This window comes from Vibrio sp. ED002 (genome assembly GCF_023277445.1).
In the GTDB taxonomy this organism is placed as follows: Bacteria; Pseudomonadota; Gammaproteobacteria; order Enterobacterales; family Vibrionaceae; genus Vibrio; species Vibrio jasicida.
The window spans coordinates 409,930-430,001 of the sequence record NZ_CP080238.1 but is presented as its reverse complement, the minus strand read 5'-3'; the positions used below and the strand labels follow the sequence as shown (position 1 = coordinate 430,001).

The following is a 20,072-nucleotide window of genomic DNA, read 5'->3' as shown; positions in this document are numbered from 1 at the left end:
TCTTAACTTAATGACGATTAAACAAGGTCAGATGCACTTTCACCTGCGATTCGGCCGTAGGTGAAGATGTCGATCAAGGCATTCCCGCCCAGACGGTTACCCGCATGGATGCCACCCGTAACTTCTCCCGCAGCGTACAAGCCTTCGATGATGTTGCCATCTTTACCGATAACGCGCGCTTTAGTATCGATTTTCAAGCCGCCCATCGTATGGTGAACCGATGGTTGGCGAGGTGTGGCATAAAACGGGGCTTGCGCCACTTTCAAACCAAACGCACTCTTATGAAATTCAGGATCATGCCCCTGCTCTACACAGGCATTGTACTGTGCAATCGTATTGGTCAAATCAGCAACTGGCACATTAATCTTCTCAGCCAGCTCTTCTAGCGTATCGGCTTGAACAATAATGCCTTCTTTAATTTCTCGCTCAATGGTTTCATCCGATGTGTTCGCCGCGGTTTGACGAATATTTTCGTCGGCAATCATGTAGATAAGGCCACCATTGTCGAAAAAGGCATCCGAAAGCACGTCGCGACTTCCGCACTCGTCAACAAAGCGCTTACCTTGTTGGTTAACAAACACAAAGTTCTCTGGCGGAACAATCAGCCCCGTAAGCAAAGCACCCGACTTAGGGTCACCGATCGGCATTAACTGCACAAATCCCATGCCTACAAGTTCTGCACCGGCCTTTTCACCGATTTCAATACCATCACCGACAAGCGCTGGTGAGTTGGTGGTTTTGATATCGTCCGCGATTTCTTTCCAGTAGGAGTTGTACTTTTTGATCATTTGAGTGTTTGCACCAAAACCACCTGAGGCCAGAACAACACCATGATTTACGCGCAGTACAAGCTTAGTGCCGTTCGCTTGAACCGCTTTGATACCAACGACTTTGCCATCCTCTACAATCAGATCGGTAGCTCGCGTATCAGTAATAATGCGCCCGTTTTGGTCTTGAATACGTTTTGACAGTTTATCGACAAACTCAACGCCCTTTGGACGCTTTGGTTTGTGTGCTCGACGCCACAACGCCCCGACTGGAATTTCCACGACACTGCGGTCAAAGTCGATGCCCTTTTCACTCAACCAATCGATGGATTCCATAGAACGAGAAGTCAGCGTTTCAACCAAGTCATACTGACCATGGATAGACTCACCATTTAAATCAGTGCGTTTACCACCAAGGTAAGTTTGGATACGATGTAACTCTACCGAATCAAACAAGTACTGTTTGCCACTTTCTAGGTCAGTGAAGTAGTTATCGAGTTGTGATTTCAGCACTTTGAAATCAGCAAGGTACTCATCCACAAATTCTGACTCTGGCGTTTTCGCCAGCAACATTAGCGTCTCTTTCTCACCCGGAAGCGCAGCAAAGTCATTTTGCCATTCAGGTTCTGCAGCATTAACCCAACCACCCGTTCGAACAGTGTTACCACCAATCGCAGGGAACTTCTCAAGCAAAATAACTGACTTACCCTTATCAAGCGCTGTCAGCGTTGCACTCAAACCAGCACCACCGCCGCCAACAACCACAATATCAACGGTTTCTTCGATGGTTTTTGATGACCATTCAACTGCTTCCTTCGCTTTACAACGCAATGCTTCTGAGTTGCCACCAGCCAAATCAACCGCATTTGACACGCCATCAAGAACCGCTTGGCTGCTGACTGTCGCACCTGAAATAACATCAATATTCAGTGTTTGTCCGTCAAGGATCTGCTGCGGAATACGCTCAAAAGCAGGGTTTGCAATACCATCAGACTCTTTAGATGAATCGACAAAAATCTCTAATATTTTATCCTCAGAGAAGGTAACCGTTACTGGTAAGTCACCATTGTGACCGCGCCCATATGCCGTGTACTCGCCCGAATTGAATTTAATCGGAATGTTTTGGAGCTCTTTAATACGTTGGTGTTTTAGCGCTTCGGCTGCACTATCAACAATCATGTAATCCATGATTTCCCAAAGCGGTGTTGGGATCTGCAATGCTTCTTGCTGAGCAATATCAGCAAACTCAGCGCAAGTTTCATTATCCAGCACCTTACCTGCCCATGTTGGTTCGACCAAATAGCCTTTACCAACACTGACCATGTCATAACCTTGTGCCAATGCACTGTCCGCATCTGCACGTTGAGCGATACCACCAACACCAATGACAGGCACTTTTGCTACGGCATCAGATTGAAGTTGACGATACTTGTCGATAAGTAACTCTTGATCTTCTGGAGTAACAATTGAATTACGTGCCCAACTGCCCATCGAGAAATGGAAGTAATCTAAGCCTGAACTCGCCAACTTATCCAATAGGAACATCGTGTCTTCAAAGCGAATGCCCGGTTGCTCGATCTCTTCTGGCGAGAATCTGTAACCGATAATAAAATCCGACTTATTATGAGATGACGCGACTTGTTTCGTTTTATCTAAAATCGCAAGAGGGAATCTGGTGCGCTTCTCAATGTTACCACCCCATTTGTCGCGTCGACGATTTGAATGCGGTGAGAAGAATTGTTGGATCAGGTAAGTATTTGCGCCGTGAATTTCAACACCGTCAAAACCAGCGAGGATGGCACGATTGACTGCATTACCGAAGCTTTCAATCATGGCTTCGACTTGCTCTTTTGTCATTTCTAAAGGTGTTTCCGCATTCTCGCGAAGTGCAGCGACAGGACTTGCCGAAATAGGATGATGACCACCGTTGTATTCAGAGTTAGCCATACGACCGGCATGGTAGATTTGAAGAATGGCTTTGGAACCTTTCGCTTTAATCGCGGTGGCGAGCTTTTTCAAACCTGCTATTTTGCTATCAGTATCAATCCCCAGAGCACCAGGGAAAGCACGACCGTAATTCTCAACGAAAGCACTTTCAACAATAATTGCGCCAGCATCACCTGAGCGAGCGGCGTAGTAATTGATCATCTCTTGAGTCACCCCGCCATCAAAAAAAGCGGACTGAATCGTCATCGGTGCCATCACGATGCGATTGCTGAGTTTGACCCCTGACTGAAATACGATTTCATCGACTAACTGAGCCATAAATAGTTTCCTTTAACAGATTAATTCTCATATGAAACGCACCTGCAAAAAGGATTTACTCATCACAAGCATTTTTGATATGAGAACCAGTCAGATCCTCTAATAACCTCAAAAATATTATTGATTTATGCGCATGAGTAAAATGAATCGTTTGCATTTTTAACATGATTTTATTGCATTAATAAAAATCAGAATGCCTTTCTCGCAAAGAGTTAAGTCGAAATAAGTAGAGATAAAGACAAAAGGGAGTACGAATTAACAACGCTGCAACAGTGACAACATTTGACGCTTTAAAATCATCAGGTTCATGCTTATGTCACGTACGCGATCCATCATTGATAAGCGAAACGAAATATAAAAAAGCAATCAAATCGCCAGCCAAATAATGTTGTTATTTATTCAACACCATACATAAATTGCCATCTAAATCTTGAACACGATCACATCAAATTTATCGGTTTTTGAGGCGTTTTGAGACTTTCCATCGTATAATTTTTAGTCAAGAAGCCTGAGAGAGCTTCGGCAAAAGAAAGCAGCCAACTGGAAGTCTATTTAACGCTCAACACTTGCGTCAGAAAATTTGAAGACACATTGATAAAAATACAAATACTGACGTTAAGACAATCACTTAGACACCATCTGCCACTGCAATAACTATAAACAGAGGCGCTTTTATAGTTAGAAGGAACACCTAAACATGGAACGCGATACATTTGGAATTTGCCTGAATAAGGCTATGCTGTCAGAGAATATGTATTCAACGTTTACTCACGTCAGAGCTTACGAAAAGAGTGATGCCAGCTCCCCAGATCTTAAGGTGCTGCTATCGTTCCCACAGATGAGTGGTAAAGACCTGCTGAATACAATGCGAGGTTCTCGCCAACTTGAGTGGAGAGCAGAGTTTCACTGCCCTTCCATGAAATAAAAAACAACACAGCTGCGCTCAAGTGGTCTACACTCAATTGAGCGCAACATTTCTTCAACAATTCTTTTCGCCAATCACTTAACACTTTCGAATGAATACTTTATATTAGAGCTAATACTCTAAAGCAAAGCAGCCACTATGAAACAAACCGGAAAGTTCTGGATCTTGGGCCTTCTCAGCAGCTCAATTTCTCTTGCCTGTCAATCGGCTCCCATCACATTTGATGACGCATGGAAATTGTTGTTAGAAAACAACTATTCACTAAAAGCACAGCGTGCGAACGTTGAAAGTTACGAATACCAACAAAGTGCGACAGACAACCTTAATCTTCCACAAGTCAGCATCGGAGCGAATTACACGCGCTTAGACACTGACGTAACGGTCTCGGGTCAGCAGTTATTCGACAGTACTGGGCAACAAATCAGTGTGCCACCAGTCTTTCAACCTATCTTTAGTGCACTTGCGAATACTACTTCAACGATCACTGAGCGTGACATCTTCTCCTCTTCGATTCGTGCTATCTGGCCAATCTTTACCGGGGGTCGCATTAATGCTGCTCAATCAGCAGCAGAAGGTAAAACAGACGAAGCAAAAAGCCAGCTCGCAATGGAGCAACAGGCGCGTTTTGAAGACCTCTCTAAATACTACTTCTCGGTTGTATTAGCGAAAGAAGTGCTGGCGACTCGCCAAGCCGTCGAAAAAGGCTTAACCAAACACCGTGATTTTGCAATTAAGATGGAAGAGCAAGGCCAGATTGCAAGAGTTGAACGCCTTCAAGCAGAAGCATCACTAGACAAAGCGAAAGTAGAAACTCGTAAAGCGGCCAGCGATTTAAGTATTGCCCAAGCTGCTCTTGGCAAAATCTTGGCGCAGAATGATTCAGTAGAGCCATCAGAATCCCTCTTCATCAATGACAACCTTCCTCCATTGAATGCTTTTGTCGATCAAACTCTATTGACCTACCCTGGCTTGGATTTATTAAATGCAAAACACAAACAAGCATCGAGCCTGATAAAAGCCGAGAAAGGCAAATACTATCCAGAAGTCTATTTGTACGGTGATTACAACCTGTATGAAGACGACTCACTTGCCAGCCAAATTAAGCCCGATTGGTTAGTTGGTGTCGGAGTGAATATTCCGCTGATTGAATCCACCGGTCGCAGTGAAAAAGTAAAAGCAGCGCAAAGTATGGTCACGCAAGTGGATGCACTAAAGTCACAAGCCAAGCAAGATTTGTCGCTTCTGGTACAGAAAACCTACCTAGAGGCGCAGCAAGCCATTGATGAGGTCCAAGGTTTAGAATCCAGTATCGCCCTTGCAGACGAGAACCTACGCTTACGCGAAAAAGCCTTCACTCAGGGCTTATCGTCATCTTTGGATGTGGTCGACGCGCAACTGTATGTCGCCAGCGTAGAAACACAGCAATCTGCGGCGCGTTTCCGCTATCTAATTTCTTTGACCAAACTATTAGCACTAAGTAGCGAAATGAACAGCTTCGCTCAATACCAACATACTGCTTACGTTCCAGCATCAACATCCAAAGAGGCAAAATAAGTCATGGCAGCAAAATCTCTAAAACCCGCTCTACTATCAATTTGCGCTTTGGGTGTCGCTTCTTGGGTTGGTTACCAGTTCTACCAAGCGTATCAACCGGAACCAGCTCGTTTACAAGGATTGATTGAAGCGCAGCAATACAGCATCTCTTCAAAAGTCCCAGGTCGTATTGATGAAGTCATGGTGCGCAAAGGCGATGATGTCGAAAAAGGTCAGTTGATCTTTACCCTTCACAGCCCAGAAATCGAAGCAAAGCTAGAACAAGCAAAAGCGGGTGAAAAAGCCGCTGGCGCGTTGGCGTTAGAAGCAGAAAAAGGCGCGCGTGAGCAACAAATTCAAGCAGCAAAAGACCAGTGGTTGAAAGCACAAGCGGCTGCTAATTTGATGGAAAAAACTTACCAGCGCGTAAATAACCTCTACAAAGATGGCGTTGTCGCAGAACAAAAACGCGATGAGGCGCTGACTCAGTGGCAAGCTTCTAAGTACACCGAGAGCGCAGCGTTCCAAATGTACAACATGGCAAAAGAAGGTGCGCGTAGCGAAACCAAAGTCGCTGCAGCAGAGAAAGCGCGTATGGCGGCTGGCGCTGTAGCGGAAGTAGAAGCGTATGCAAAAGACACGCAAATCTTTAGTTGGTTTGATGGTGAAGTCTCTCAAGTACTACTGCAAAGTGGTGAGCTGTCTCCTCAAGGCTTCCCGGTTGTGACGGTTATCGATACGCAAGACTCATGGGCAACCCTTAACGTACGTGAAGATTTGCTCAAACACTTTACCAAAGGTACTACGTTCGAAGCTTATCTGCCTGCCCTTGATAAAGACGTTGAGTTTAAAGTAACGCACGTTGCCGTTATGGGTGATTTCGCGACATGGCGCGCCACAGATGCATCAAAAGGTTTTGATCTTCGTACATTTGAAGTCGAAGCTCGCCCTACCCAGCCAGAGCCTGAGCTTCGAATGGGCATGAGCGTCGTGGTTGACCTGTAATCGCGTTGGTTTAGTACTATGACGATTCAAATCTCACAACGACAGGTCCTAAGGCGCGATAAGTGGTTGCTGTCTTGCCTTACTTGGGTGCCGATCTTATTGGCAATCAGTATTTGGGGGGTATTCTCTGCAGGCATTGCCAGAGATCTTCCTATTGGCGTGGTCGATTTACAGCACTCACAGTTGTCACGCAAGATGATTCAATCTCTTGACGCCTCATCCACCCTTTCTGTTGATTACCACTACGTCAGTTCAACAGAAGCGAAGAACGCAATGATCGAGGGTGATATCTACGCTTATGCTGTGATTCCCCCTCAATTTGACCAAGACATTCTTTTGCATCGCCAACCGCAGCTATCGGTCTTCTTCAACAGCCAATACATTTTGGTTGCGAAGTTGATTAACTCCGCGGTCGCGCAATCTCAAGGGTATTTTGATGCTCAGCTTGAAGCCATGGGTAATCTAGCGAAAGGCAATACCACAACGTTAGCCGCCATTGGGCAAGCCGTGCCGATTTCCACCCAGATTACTGCTCTGTTTAACCGTAACACTAACTACGCTCAGTTCTTGGTAACCGCGATTGTTCCAGCTATCTGGCAAATCTGCGTCGTGGTCAGCACCATTTTGATCCTCGCGGCGCATTTCCGTTTATATGGTAATGGCCATAACAGCTTCGCGTTCTTAGGCGAACGTCCTTTCACTCGACTAAGCAAAGTTCTGAGCCAGTACATTCCTGTATTTATGGCACAAGGCGCACTGTTCTTAGTTTGGTTCTATGTGGTGCTAGATTGGCCGATGGAAGGGAGTTATCTGACAATGTTATTCGCGCAATTCGTAACGACCATTGCATGCATCATCATGGGGGCATTGTTCTTCTTCCTATCCATGGACCCAGCACGCGCGATGAGCTTTGCTGGCGCATTTACCGCACCGAGCTTTGCATTCATGGGCATCACCTTCCCAGTTTCAGACATGAACACATTGGCGCAAGCATGGCGAAGTCTACTACCGATCACTCATTACATTGAAGTACAAGTGGATCAAGCAAATTACGGCGCTAGTGTGGCGCAATCTATCGGCTCCCTATGGCCGATGGCTGGGTACGTTATTCCGTTATTGATGACGGCGGCTTTGATGGCAAAACATCGTAATACCGCCTTACTCAATAGCGCAACTGGTGCTGATGGTAAGCAGGGGGCAATATGAACTTATGGCAATTGATTAAAACCGAGTTACGCTCAGTGCTGACCAATCCTGTCGTGGTACTGACTGTCTTTGGTGGCGTAGTGTTTTACTCGTTCTTATACCCACTTCCGTACGCGCAACAAACGCCAAGAGAACAGCCGATAGCGATCGTGAATCTCGATGGAAGCCAAACCAGCTTGAAGCTTGAGCGTATGGTCGATGCGACGCCACAAGTTAAAGTTGTGACACGCCTACACACCATTGCTGACGCGAAACAAGCGTTCTTAGACCGAGAGATCACGGGTTTCTTGGTGATTCCAGAACACTTCTATAAAGACTTGATGCTTGGCAGCAGTCCTACTCTTGCTTATGCGGCTGATGCTTCCTACTTCTTGGTCTACGGCACCGTGGTAGAAGGCCTGGCAACAGCAGGCGGTACGCTTGGTGCTCAAGTTAAAGTCAGTAAGATGGTGATTGATGGCGTGCCACTGAGTATGGCGAGCCATGATTACTCTGCCATTAAGCTGAACATGAAGCCAACCTTTAACCCGACTATGGGCTACATTGAGTACGTTGTGCCAGCGGTGTTTGTGTTGATCCTTCAGCAAACATTGTTGATGGCGGTCGGTTTACAAACGGGTACGCAACGCCATGGTCGCGGTTATTGGTCGCAGGTTTCAACCGGTGCATTGTTATTAGCAAGAACCGTAGTTTTTGTCGCGATTTACTACCTACTGAGCGCATATTACTTTGGCTATAGCTTCGAACGTTTGAACGTTAACCATGTTGCCAACGCAGGTGAGCTACTCACCTTGCTGCTGCCTTTCTTACTTAGCTGCTGTGGCTTAGGCTTATGGCTAGGCTATTTATTGCCAAGACGCGAGCTCGTGACATTCGTCGTATTAGTGAGCTCAATGCCGTTGATCTTTCTAGCTGGGTTTATTTGGCCGGTTGAATCAATTCCTACCCCGCTGCTTTGGTTTGCAGATTTAAGCCCAAGCACTTGGGCAATCAAAGGCTTTTTAGCACTCAACCAAATGGGCGCAACGTGGCAACAAGTAGCTAAACACTGGACTGCTCTTTGGGTTCTGACGGTATTATGGGGCGGCGTTGCTTACTGGATTGCCAAACGCAATACCAAACCAGTAGTAACAGAAAGCTTAGGTTAATCGCTTTACATCCAATTAAGAAAGGGGCTCACGTAGCCCCTTTTTGTTTGTGTCGATGTTCTAGTGACTGAGTTGACCTGAAGAGTCACTGGCTTGTTTCTGGACATTTCTGAGTTAGCGGCTTTGCTAATTTAGTAATATACGAATAACTCTAGGTACTGGAAAATCGTGCGGTAGGGGTTGATTTAGTAAGATGGGTCGATATCGGTCCATCAAACAGATACATCTCAATCCAAGCATTGGTATCAAATTCCCCACAATTCTGTTACCCATTTGTACTAAACGCTGATGTACAACCTGCATTCAGGCTGTACATCACCAAAATCAAAGCCAATTATTGGTCAATCAAAACTAACGAGTCCAAAATACCTTGCCCGCTATGGATTCCACCTTCATTTTCACTGGCAGGCTTACTGCGTATTAAGTATCCGGCATAACCATTATTTTCAGTTACGGGCTCTCCTTGATAATGCGCAGTGAAGAGACCCACTTCACTAACAAGATCGTTAACTAGTGTTTGCTGGCCATCTCTTACAGCAATGGTTGGGGTTTCACGTTCGTGTGGGTACAGGCGCTGCATTAATGCCCACGCACTGTACTCTTCTGGCTTTAGCGTTTCTAAAGTAGCACTAATATCCTCGCCAAATACGCAGTGGCCACCGCCTTCCCCTTGGTTTTTTAATACCCACTCTTTTTTGTCTGCACTTTCATTAAACCATTTAATGCTCTCTGTCGTGATGGCTTTCATATCCGCCAACACGCTTTTAACCAGATTAGCTTCATCAAGTGATAGTCCCCACTCAGCATAGGTTTCGGCAGGCATCTGTGTGAGTAGCATTTGCATTGATTTGCTAGTCGCCAATTGTTGACTGATAGTGGCATTCATCGCCACGTAATGTTTCTCAATAAACAGTCGAGTTTGGCTCAGGGTCTGGCAACAAATGTCTTCGTTCAGCTCTGGCGCCCAATAATCTGAATATTGGTAGCCAGCACGCAAGTACACTGTATCAATTCCGCCAACCCCATTAAGGATAAGACGTTGGTTGTCACCACTTGAGAGCTGAGTGCTCAATTGTTCGAAGGTTCTCCTAAAGGTACGAACCCCCAATTTATGTAAGGCCACCTCCAAAAGGTGCTGGTCATACACATTATCCTCACCCTTTTGAACGATCATTAAGAATGTCGGCTTTTGAGCAGGATTTTTGCTGTCACTATTAGCACTTGAATCTGCAAAATGAGCTTGAACCTTTTTTGCAGCTGTCGCGATGCCTAAGGCTAATTGTTCCAACCCTTGATTATCTGCAGGAGTCGCCGAATCATCTTCTAGCCACTCTCGGTAAACCTCGTTCCATTGATTTTTCACAAAGCTATGCAGCTCGTAAGCACGTTGACCGAAAGGTCCCATTCCTGCGGCTATGCCATTAAATTCAATGACTTTTGCTCCGTATTGGCGATCGTCCATAAAGTCTGTTCTCATTAATAACAGTGGCTGACGTTCAGGTTGCTTGGGGGAGGTTGCATCACCATGAGCTTGCTGGTGCAGCTCCATTAAGCGACCGAAGAACGGGTCGGCTTTCGCCATCTCACTCAATGAGTTTTGCAGAAAACGATGATCTTCAGAAACGTTGCTCACCAACTTAGCAATCAATGGTGTGACCTTACGTAGGTGGTCATAGGCTGAACGTTCCATTGTCATCGGGGCAATACTAAATGGTACATGCCTTGCGGTATTGTCGGTCTGACGAAAGGCTACACCGTGCATGATTTCCCACTCAAGGATATCTTCAATCACTTGCTCAGATACAAATTGTGTTTGAGCAGTATCATTAGATTCGATGTATATTGTTTGGTTGTTCATAATGTTCTTTCTCTTCATAATTAATCACTTATGCTGCACTGACGGTGGTTAAGCCAAGCGTGCTGTTCTGAGTGTCATGTTCTTCTTGTGCTTTTTGACTTAGGTACAAATCTCGATAGTCGCCATCTTGAGCAATCAGCTCTCGGTGTGTGCCTCTTTGTACGACCTTGCCACTGTTCATCACCAAGATTTGATCAGCGTTTTGAATCGTTGATAAACGGTGTGCAACGGTAATGACAGTCCTACCATCCTGGATATTCTCTAACGCCTGTTTTACCGCTTCCTCTGATTCACTATCGATATTCGCCGTGGCTTCATCTAGCAGAAATATTTTCGGATCGTGGGAAATTACCCGAGCTAACGCTAATAACTGCCTTTCCCCAACTGAAAGTGAGGCACCGCCATTGCCCGGTTTATGTCCAAAGCCATCAGGCAGACGATGAATGAAACGATCTGCTTGCACCATTTCGGCTGCACTGACCGCTTTCTCTCGGCTTTTCGCTGCTGCGTTTTCATTTGTGTCACCTGTGCTAACTAAACCGTGAGATAAGTTAATGTTTTCCTCGATTGAGCCACTAAAGATGGTTGGGTCTTGCGATACCAAGCCAAACAACTTACGCAATTGTGCTTCTGGCAGAGTTTGAAGCGATTGCCCGCCAATGAAAATGTCACCCTGCTGCTGTTGATAAAAACGCATTAACAGATTGATCACAGAGCTTTTCCCGCTACCGGTATGCCCTACAATAGCGGTGAACTCACCGCTTTTTGCTGTAAAGCTAACGTCTTTAAGCACGGGTTTATCTTCTTCGTACCCCATAGTGACATTGCGGAACTCAATATCGTGACGATTGTTGAACGTTACTTCAGGCATCACTTGGTTATGAACCTCAGACTCATCGTCTAGTAACTCAAAAATACGTTTTGACGATACCGTGGCAACCTGAAATTTATGCAGTTCCATCGATAACTGTCGGAACGGGTCAAAGAATCGCTCAACATAATTCAAAAAGGCGTATAAGGTGCCGACCTCAACAACGGTCGACATTGAAGCCCCAGCAAACCAGGCGACAATACCCGCTGCAGTCAGCGTCGCAATTAAACGCGTCAGTGGTAACAACATTAAGCTATCAATGGCTACTGACTTGGTTCTGAAGTTAAACCAGCTTTGATTTTCTTTCTCAAACTTGGTTTGAAAGTTTTTTTGCTGGCGAAACGCTTGAATCAACGCCATTCCCTGTAATGACTCATTGATTTGGCCATTAATGTTGCTGACTTGAACTCGAATTCCATCAAATACTGGTGTTGAAATCTTGCGATACAGATGCATGGTCATAAGTAACACGGGGATCAACACCAAACTCAATAACATCAAACGCCAGTCCAATAACGCCATGGCGATGAAGATCGCTAAGATACGTAAGGCGCCTTGAACAACAGTTGGGAGCGTCGACACGAACATATTTCGCAGCGACTCGGTGTCGTTAGTAATGTAAGAAACCAGTTTCCCTGTCGGCAACTTGTCGAAGGTCGCTATCGGAAAGTTCAACACATGGCGAAATAACTGCTCTCGCACATTTTTGACCACCAGCAATGCACCGTGTTTAAACGCGATAGCTTGCAAATACCCGAACACCGCAGCTAATACGTAGAAAACCATAACCAGTCCAATCAAAGTGATAAGCTGTTGCCATTCAAATTGCTGAGGCACAATCACCTCATCAAGGACGATTTTCGCCAACCAAGGGATCGTCATTTCAGCAGTAACCGCTAGCCCCAACATGAGGAATGCAAAGCCAAAACGGGCTTTGTGAGGCAAGGAAAACGCCAACAACCGACGATAAATGGTAGTATTTTTCATTGTTTGCCTCCTAACTGACTTTGGCGCTGATAAACCATCGAATACCAACCTTGATTTGCCATTAATTCATAGTGAGAGCCACGCTCTTCTATCTGACCATCATTTAAGACTAAGATATGGTCAGCTTCGATAAGGTTGGTCAAACGCTGGGTAACAAGCAGCATCGTTTTATGAGAATAATGCGCTTTTAAATTTCGGCGTACTTGCACCTCTGTTTTCATGTCTAACGCACTGAAAGGGTCATCTAACAACAGGATATCTGCATCTGACAGGAGTGCTCTGGCAAGCGTTAATCGCTGTTTTTGGCCCCCTGATAGATTTGTTCCTCCCTCTCTAAGCGGGGTATCAAAACCATCGGGCATCGCTTCAATCTCTGCTAGAATGTCCGCCATGTCCGCCACATGTTTTATTTCTGACAGTGACGCATTCGGTTTCGATAACGCAATGTTCTCTGCGATAGTGCCGGAAAATAAATACGGCTTTTGAGGAACCCATGCCAACTTGCTGCGCAAGGCATCAAAGGTGAGACTGTCACTTGGCATACCTGAAATGTGGATGCTAGATGGCTTCTCAAGTTTAAATTGACGCAACGCCAGATGCAGGAGTGTGCTTTTGCCACCGCCTGTTGGTCCAGTAATGCCCACTAACCCACCTGACGGCAGTTCAAACTTTACGTTGTCCAAAGCTCTTCGATTTGCTTGCTCATAGGTAAATTCACAGATATCAAATGACATACTTGAATCCGAATCGGCAGCTAGCGTTTTGTCACCTTCGACGACTTCTAGGTTTTCAGCAAACAATTGCTCTAGTCGCTGCCAAGATGTTTTGCCGCGTTGAAAGACATTAAATTGCCAACCAAACTGCATGAATGGCCCCAGCAATTGACCAAGGTACAAAGTAAAAGTCGTAAAGAGTCCGACGGTGATGCTACCTTGTTCGATTAGCCATGCGCCGTACCCAAGAGCGATCACAAACGACAAGCCATAAACCAATTGGATTGTTGGAGCGAACGCTGCATCCACTTTCGCTACAGTTAGATTGGCATCAACCGTTTGATCTAAGGTTTGTCCAAAACGTTGTTCTTGACGACCAGAAATACCATGTGAACGAACCGCACGAATACCCGCTACTGTTTCTCGTGTCTCTTCTGTCAAATCAGAAAATGCAGCCTGCGCCTTGCCAAAGGCTTTATGTAGCTGCACACCATAACGACGAGTGATCAGCACCAACAACGGGAAGGGAAGCAATGCAATGGTCGTGAGCTGCCCGCTGACAACAAATATCATCCCTAAAATGACGGTCATGCCTGCGATGAACGAATCCACCAATGTCATAATACCCATGCCCATGGTTTCTTCGACAGCATTCAGATCATTGGTGGCATGCGCCATTAAATCACCGGTACTGCGGCGGGCATAAAAGGCTGGAGGGAGCTGTGAGAACTTTTGAAATAGCTCACCGCGCATCACACGAGTAATCGCAATAGACGCCCCATATAACTTGCTTTGCCATACAAAACGCAGACCATACATTGCCGCGCCCGAAACAATGATCCCACCTACGTGGATAACTAGGGTTTGTGTATCTAATGTTCCTTCGCTAATGCCATCGACTATTCGACCAATCAACCATGAAGGAACCAAGTTGACCAAAGCCACCAACTGCAGAGCCACAAGGGCAATCAGATAGTGTCGGCCAAACATTGTTAAGTAGTCTTTTAGCTTCCAAAGAATATTCATAATGGGTTTACGTGCTCTTTATTACCTTGAGATGAGTTTAAATGTTCTGACATTGACTGTGAGGCATCACCTCGAGAAGGGACTCCACAATCAATTTGATTTTTTTGAGCTAAATAATCATCAAAGTTGGTTTCGTTTTCAGACTCTAGGCGTTTTTGCTCAACTAGCGAGTTGTCCACCATCGATTGCAGTTGCGTCATGTCATCGACAGAGAGCGTATTGTTCAAATAACCTTGCTTGTGCTCGCCTGAATACCTTCTCATTAACGTTGTGAAGCTGATGTTTTCTTGTTCCATAACCGCTAGGATCTGTGCAGAAGGCGTTAATTGGCTGTCGTCAAACTTTGCTTGTTCACGCATTACTGCCGTTACATAGCTATTGGTTTCCTGCGCGTCATCCAGGCTTTTTGCCATTTCAGCTAACATACCCATTAGTGGCTTAGCTAAATCTGTCAGTAACATGTCGCCATTTACGGTAGGAAGCATCAAACTCGGCTTCCTGCCCTGCATTGCCACCAGTTCTTGTCTTTGCATGATCAGTTGGCTTTCCTGCTCACTCATTTCAGGGCTTGGTGTGAGTGCGCTATACAGCAAAAATAGGTCGATGAACTGACTTTGAAGTTCATCAATACCAAATGGCAACAAAGGGTTGTTGTCCAAGCTGCGCAACTCTATGTATTCCACTCCGTAATGACACATGGCAACCAAAGGACGCATTTGTGCATTAACAATTTTAGGTCGAACAGAACCGTACAATTCATTCTCGAGTTGAAGAACTGAACTATTCAACTGCTGATGTTCAGTGAGGTGAGCGTACAGATCACTTGGCTGAGTTAATGCGTGGCATAGGCCGGTTAGATAGTCTTGTATATTATTAAAGCTCATCGGAAAACGAGACTGTTCACTACTCCCATAGCCCAAGTTACTCAATCGTAGCGATGTAGCCCATGGTAAGTAATCTGTCGTGCTATCCCACTGGTTTAATGCGTGAGGTCGATCTTGCAGGTAGCTCTTATCCGCCGCCGGTGAAGCGCCAAACAAATACGGAATAATCCAACCATGGCGTAGAACATTGCGAATCAGATGAAAGTATCGCTCAGAAATAAAGGTTTCTAACGGCAACTGACTTTCAGTATGAGTATGAAGCGCCTTCCAGAAAGAGTCTGGTAACGAATAGTTGTAATGAATGCCTGAAATCAGCTGCATTCTCTTTCCATAACGGTTCGCTAACCCCTCTCGATAACGCATCTTCGCAATACCAGCATTTGATGTTCCGTAATTTGCTATCGCGATATCATTATCAACGGGCAGGAGTGGAGGCATGCTCGCCGGCCACATAGATTCACCGTCATTTAGATGTGATGCAACAAAGTGGTGTAATGAAGACAAGGTTCTAAAGGTCTCTGTTCTATCCGTCACCGCAGGTGTCACCAGCTCCAGCTGGGCTTCCGAGAAATCAGTGGTGATGTATGGGTGAGTCAGTGCTGAACCTAGGGATTCAGGGTGAGGGCGCTGAGAAAGCGCACCACTTTGTGACACTCGAACCATTTCGCGCTCAACTCCACGGCGAACACCTTGCAGAGTCTTTTTTACATCATCACTTGTGATAAAGGCTAACAACGACTCATTAGTCAGAGTGTGCATTTCATTGGGGAAGGCTTCTTTTTTCATTCGTCTTATTCGATAAAAATGTTATTCACTCAGTTAAGACGCAACAAAACAGAAAAAGACGCACATTTTTTCGTTTTTTTAAAAAGAAGATATATAAGTTCCTGAGCGAACAGATCTGTCTAACAAAAGAAAAAGTCGACCTGAACAGCAGAGCGACTTTTAAGCAGCATGTTAATCAAAAGATCAATTATCGCGAAGGCGTTTTCTTATCATGAAAGCTTCTGAATCTCACTGAGCAGTAGATTCAGAGACGCTTTAATTTGAGGTAACGGTGAGGCAAAGTTCATTCTGTAATAGTTGCTATCCGGCTCTCCAAACCAGCTGCCAGGTGTCAGCGCCATTTTTGCTCTCATCACTAGCAGTTCTTTAAGTTGTTCTGGCTTTAAGCCAAGCCCTGTGAAATCTAACCAGATTTGGTTGGTTCCTTCAGGCTTGTATACCTTAATCTGAGGGAGATTCGTTTCTAAGAACTATGTAATCCAGTTCATATTGGTTTGCGTGTAGTTTAGAAACTCATTAAACCACTCTTCACCATGCTGATAAGCCGCTATCGTTGCATAAGTTGTCAGCGCATTACCATGGTCCAACGACATTGATGCTGACATCGCTTTCACTTTTGTGTGCAACTCAGCATTATCGCTATAGATGTAGCCATTTGAGATACTGCTGAGTCCGAAATTTTTAGCCGGAGAGCCAATAATAGAAATCGTGTTGCCGTAACCCAGTGACACAATACTTGTGAATTCAGAGCCCTCAAAAACAATATCAGCATGGATCTCGTCACTGATGATCAAGGTTTGGTATTTCTTGGCGATGGCAACTAACTTCTCTAGCTCACCTCTCTTCCAAACTCTTCCCACAGGGTTGTGAGGATTGCACAACAGCACAATCTTAACGTTAGAGTGCTGAAGTTTTGCTTCAAAATCATCAAAGTCGATTTGATAATGGTCATCAACCAGATTCAAAGTGTTATCGACTGCAACTCTACCTGCTGATTCGATCAAACGACGAAATTGATGATAAACCGGAGTCTGAATAAGAACGCCTTCACCTTCAGCAGAAAATTCGCGGATCAACAACCCTATAGCGCTCAATACGCCTGGTACTTGTACAAAGTTTTTGGGGTTGAGATCTAAGCCATGTCGCTTGCTGTTCCACTTAGATATAGAGGCAAAAACCGACTCGGAATCGAACTCATAAGAGAAGGTTTCACGTGTCACCAAACGTTGCAGCTCTTGTGTGATAGACGGCGCAATTGGAAAATCCATATCCGCGACCCAGTACGGTACAACATCATCACTCCCCCACATTTGGTTGAGCATCTGGTTATCTTTCTTAATAAAGTTGTTTTTAATATCTTTGTTTTTTGGTTCTACGTTAAACATTGATTATCTCCGCATCATATTTTCTTTCGTTACTTATAGACGCAGCTAGCTGTTAAAAGACGCAAAAAATGTCGTTCTATTTGATATTAATTTTGATGGTAAGGGGAAAAGAGAATGTGCCATTGAATAAGCTGGTGGAGATTGTCACAACTGCGTCATAGTAAATATCACGCAATCGGACGCCCCATCTTTAAGAAATCACTGTAGTGACCACCCGCACCGACTCACGATCAAGTTCATTCACTGCACTTGTTGTTTTTGGCGAAGTTTGCACATTCCGGCTTAGGGTGAAAGTCTACGATTCCTTCACTGCCAGCCTCGATGTTGCAGCAATCAGTTAAAACATCTTTTAGTTTTGTACGTCCACGCTGAATTCGACTTTTCGCTGCTGAGAGCGACAAACCTAGTTGATCAGCAACCGCCTGCTGCGATAGTCCGTCAAGCTCAGCAAGAATCATCGCTTGACGGTATTTCTCAGGCAGGCAATCAAACATAGGGCGTAAACACTGCCCCATCTCTTGTAGGTTCGTTAACTCAGAAGAGGTTTCTTCTTCTACTTGGTTGTCGACCAATTCTTCGTGAGGTTGGTGGGTCCGATAGAAGTCCATAATCGTATTATGAGTTATGCGATACAGCCAATTCTGAAGCTTATCTCTTGTTTCTAGCTGTTCAATCTTTTGACTGGCCTTGATGTAGACCTCCTGCAAGATGTCATCAGCCAAATCAAGATCACCCGTCTTTTTCACTATGTAACTTCTTAGTTGGTCTTTGTGTGTCATCCACTCCGCTAACATAGCTTTTCCTCAATTATCGATATATACGCACAATATTTCGATAATAGTAGAAATATAAAAAATGTAAAGCGCAAAGACCAAGCAATTTAATCAACCACTCTGTTGTATCTTCCCTGAAGCTTCTTGCCATGCAGCAAAACCACCCGCAAGGTTCTTCACAGAATGTATCCCCATTTCACTGGCGATCTTAGCGGCGTAGAGTGAGCGCAGCCCATGAGCACAATAAAAGACATAGGTTTTATCCTGGGCAAATACTTTGTTATGAGCCGGGCATTCTGGGTCAATAAGAAATTCCAACATACCTCTAGGGCATGTGAACGCACCAGGAATCAAACCCTGTTTCTCTCTCTCCTGTGCTTCACGAACGTCGACAAATACATACCGCTCATCAGCATACAGAGCTTTTGCTTGCTCAATCGACATGTCTTGTACTGTCTTACGCGCTTCTTCGGTCAGCTCTTTAATGCCTTTGGTAATTTTTTGCACCATCACGTTTTCTCTCATATAAATTAATTAACCATTCATAAATAGCAACATCGTTATTTTGCGACGTTGCCTGCCACATTTAAGGCATCCCATGTGCGCGAAAATGGCGGCGCATAGGCAAAATCTAAATAGCCCAACTGCTCGGTGGTAAACTTGGCGGTAATAGCTACCGCTAGTGCATTGATGCGACTTACCGCACCTTTTTTACCAATGATCTCGCCGCCAAGAAGCACTTTCGTGTCTGGCTGATAGATCAATTTGACCTTAATATCCTCTTGACCTGGGTAGTAATCGGTTTGATTTTTGTCGGCTATGGCCGAAACACTGACATTCACGTTGTGAGCCTGCGCCATCCGTTCTGAAATGCCAGTACGCGCCAATTCATAATCAAGAACTTTGAGCGATGACGAACCCAAGAACCCCGCCATGTGCGCGTCTTTGCCTGCCAATTTATCTGCCATCATACGAGCTTGTTTATTCGCCGTGGTCGCTAGCGGTAAATAGGTAGTTTCGCCAAGTGTTAAGTGATGCACTACTGCGCAGTCACCCACCGCATAGATGTGAGCATCTTCAGTCGCACCGAACTCATCGACCAGCAAGGCACCGTTGGCCGCTTTAGGGAGTGAGAACATTTCGGTATTCGGCTTAAACCCAAGTGACAGCACAACGATATCCGCTTCAACATCACCGTTACTTGTGTGAATAATGTAGCCACCTTGCTCTGAATCTCGTATAGCCGATACACTGGTGCCTGTTTTTAAATCAGCCCCTGAATCACGAATCGCCTCTTCAACCACATCAATCATTTCAGGGCTAAATTGCTGACTCATGATCTGTGATTCACGCTCAATAATCGTGACCTGTTTACCAAGCTCATGCGCCGCATCGAACACTTCTAACCCGATGAAACCTGCTCCAATCACTGCTACACGCTGTTTCTGGCTGTCTTTTAATGCATTTTTGACCGCCAAGCCATCTTCTTGACTGGTTAACGTATACACATATTCATCATTGTATTCGCCAAAATTTGGCACTACTGGGCGAGCACCTGTGGCGATGATCAAACGATCGTAATCGAGTACACTCTCAACACCTTGATGACGCACCAATACCTGCTTTTCAACTCGATTGACTGACAACATTTCGGTGTTCATTCGAACCTCTAGCCCTGAGGCTATCGCCTGCTCTGGGGTTCGTGAAATCATTCGCTCGGTATCATCAAACATCCCCCCCACGAAATAAGGCAATCCGCACGCTCCAAAAGAGAGGTAATCCCGTTTTTCTATCACAACAACATCATCTGATGGTTGGTTTCTTTTGTATTTTGCAGCGAAACTCATTCCTGCGGCGTTTCCGCCAATAACGACTACTTTCATCTCATATTTCCAAAGTTGAACAAGGTAAGTAAGAGAAATACGACGAATAGAGACGTA

At 45.1% G+C, this 20,072-nt stretch carries 14 protein-coding genes; 5 read left to right on the top strand and 9 right to left on the bottom strand.

The annotated features are described in order from the left end of the window. Positions 1-17: 17 nt before the first annotated feature. The gene (locus ITG12_RS02375; protein WP_038881721.1) at positions 18-3,032 is read right to left on the bottom strand and encodes an NADH-dependent flavin oxidoreductase; all 3,015 of its coding nucleotides are present in this window, start codon (positions 3,030-3,032) and stop codon (positions 18-20) included. 697 nt (positions 3,033-3,729) lie between these two features. On the opposite strand from ITG12_RS02375, the gene ITG12_RS02370 reads away from it, so the two are divergent. The 5 genes from ITG12_RS02370 to ITG12_RS02350 all read left to right on the top strand — a co-directional run bounded on the left by ITG12_RS02370 (position 3,730) and on the right by ITG12_RS02350 (position 8,849). Further along, entirely contained in the window at positions 3,730-3,957 is a 228-nt protein-coding gene (locus ITG12_RS02370; RefSeq protein ID WP_038867509.1) for a hypothetical protein, read from the top strand. 138 nt (positions 3,958-4,095) lie between these two features. Next, complete coding sequence (locus tag ITG12_RS02365) at positions 4,096-5,511, top strand: TolC family protein (protein ID WP_038867508.1); 1,416 nt, start codon at positions 4,096-4,098, stop codon at positions 5,509-5,511. Positions 5,512-5,514: 3 nt separating this feature from the next. Further along, on the top strand, positions 5,515-6,495 hold the full coding sequence (locus tag ITG12_RS02360) for a biotin/lipoyl-binding protein (RefSeq protein ID WP_038867507.1): 981 nt from the start codon (positions 5,515-5,517) through the stop codon (positions 6,493-6,495). Positions 6,496-6,513: 18 nt separating this feature from the next. Then, positions 6,514-7,701: an ABC transporter permease gene (locus ITG12_RS02355; protein ID WP_038881723.1), complete on the top strand. Its 1,188-nt coding sequence runs from the start codon at positions 6,514-6,516 to the stop codon at positions 7,699-7,701. After that, positions 7,698-8,849, top strand: coding sequence for an ABC transporter permease (locus ITG12_RS02350; protein ID WP_038881724.1), 1,152 nt, complete (start codon positions 7,698-7,700; stop codon positions 8,847-8,849). The genes ITG12_RS02355 and ITG12_RS02350 overlap by 4 nt, the downstream gene beginning before the upstream one ends. A gap of 334 nt (positions 8,850-9,183) precedes the next feature. Here ITG12_RS02350 and ITG12_RS02345 read toward each other — a convergent pair whose 3' ends face one another. The 8 genes from ITG12_RS02345 to ITG12_RS02310 form a co-directional block, all read right to left on the bottom strand. Beyond that, a complete protein-coding gene (locus ITG12_RS02345; RefSeq protein WP_038881726.1) occupies positions 9,184-10,707 on the bottom strand; it encodes a glutathione synthase in 1,524 nt (507 codons plus the stop codon). Between the two features lie 28 nt (positions 10,708-10,735). Beyond that, positions 10,736-12,565, bottom strand: a complete 1,830-nt coding sequence (locus ITG12_RS02340; RefSeq protein WP_038881727.1) for an ABC transporter ATP-binding protein — start codon at positions 12,563-12,565, stop codon at positions 10,736-10,738. Further along, a complete protein-coding gene (locus tag ITG12_RS02335) occupies positions 12,562-14,304 on the bottom strand; it encodes an ABC transporter transmembrane domain-containing protein (RefSeq protein WP_038881729.1) in 1,743 nt (580 codons plus the stop codon). Before ITG12_RS02335 ends, ITG12_RS02340 begins: the two co-directional genes overlap by 4 nt. Further along, on the bottom strand, positions 14,301-15,974 hold the full coding sequence (gshA, locus tag ITG12_RS02330) for a glutamate--cysteine ligase (protein WP_050568888.1): 1,674 nt from the start codon (positions 15,972-15,974) through the stop codon (positions 14,301-14,303). Before gshA ends, ITG12_RS02335 begins: the two co-directional genes overlap by 4 nt. A 470-nt stretch (positions 15,975-16,444) precedes the next feature. Then, on the bottom strand, positions 16,445-17,359 hold the full coding sequence (locus ITG12_RS02325; RefSeq protein ID WP_227741160.1) for an aminotransferase class I/II-fold pyridoxal phosphate-dependent enzyme: 915 nt from the start codon (positions 17,357-17,359) through the stop codon (positions 16,445-16,447). A gap of 236 nt (positions 17,360-17,595) precedes the next feature. Further along, the gene (gene sigZ, locus ITG12_RS02320) at positions 17,596-18,153 is read right to left on the bottom strand and encodes an RNA polymerase sigma factor SigZ (RefSeq protein ID WP_038881730.1); all 558 of its coding nucleotides are present in this window, start codon (positions 18,151-18,153) and stop codon (positions 17,596-17,598) included. A gap of 90 nt (positions 18,154-18,243) precedes the next feature. After that, positions 18,244-18,642: a rhodanese-like domain-containing protein gene (locus ITG12_RS02315; protein WP_038881731.1), complete on the bottom strand. Its 399-nt coding sequence runs from the start codon at positions 18,640-18,642 to the stop codon at positions 18,244-18,246. Positions 18,643-18,692: 50 nt separating this feature from the next. Further along, entirely contained in the window at positions 18,693-20,015 is a 1,323-nt protein-coding gene (locus tag ITG12_RS02310) for a CoA-disulfide reductase (RefSeq protein ID WP_038881732.1), read from the bottom strand. Positions 20,016-20,072: the final 57 nt, after the last annotated feature.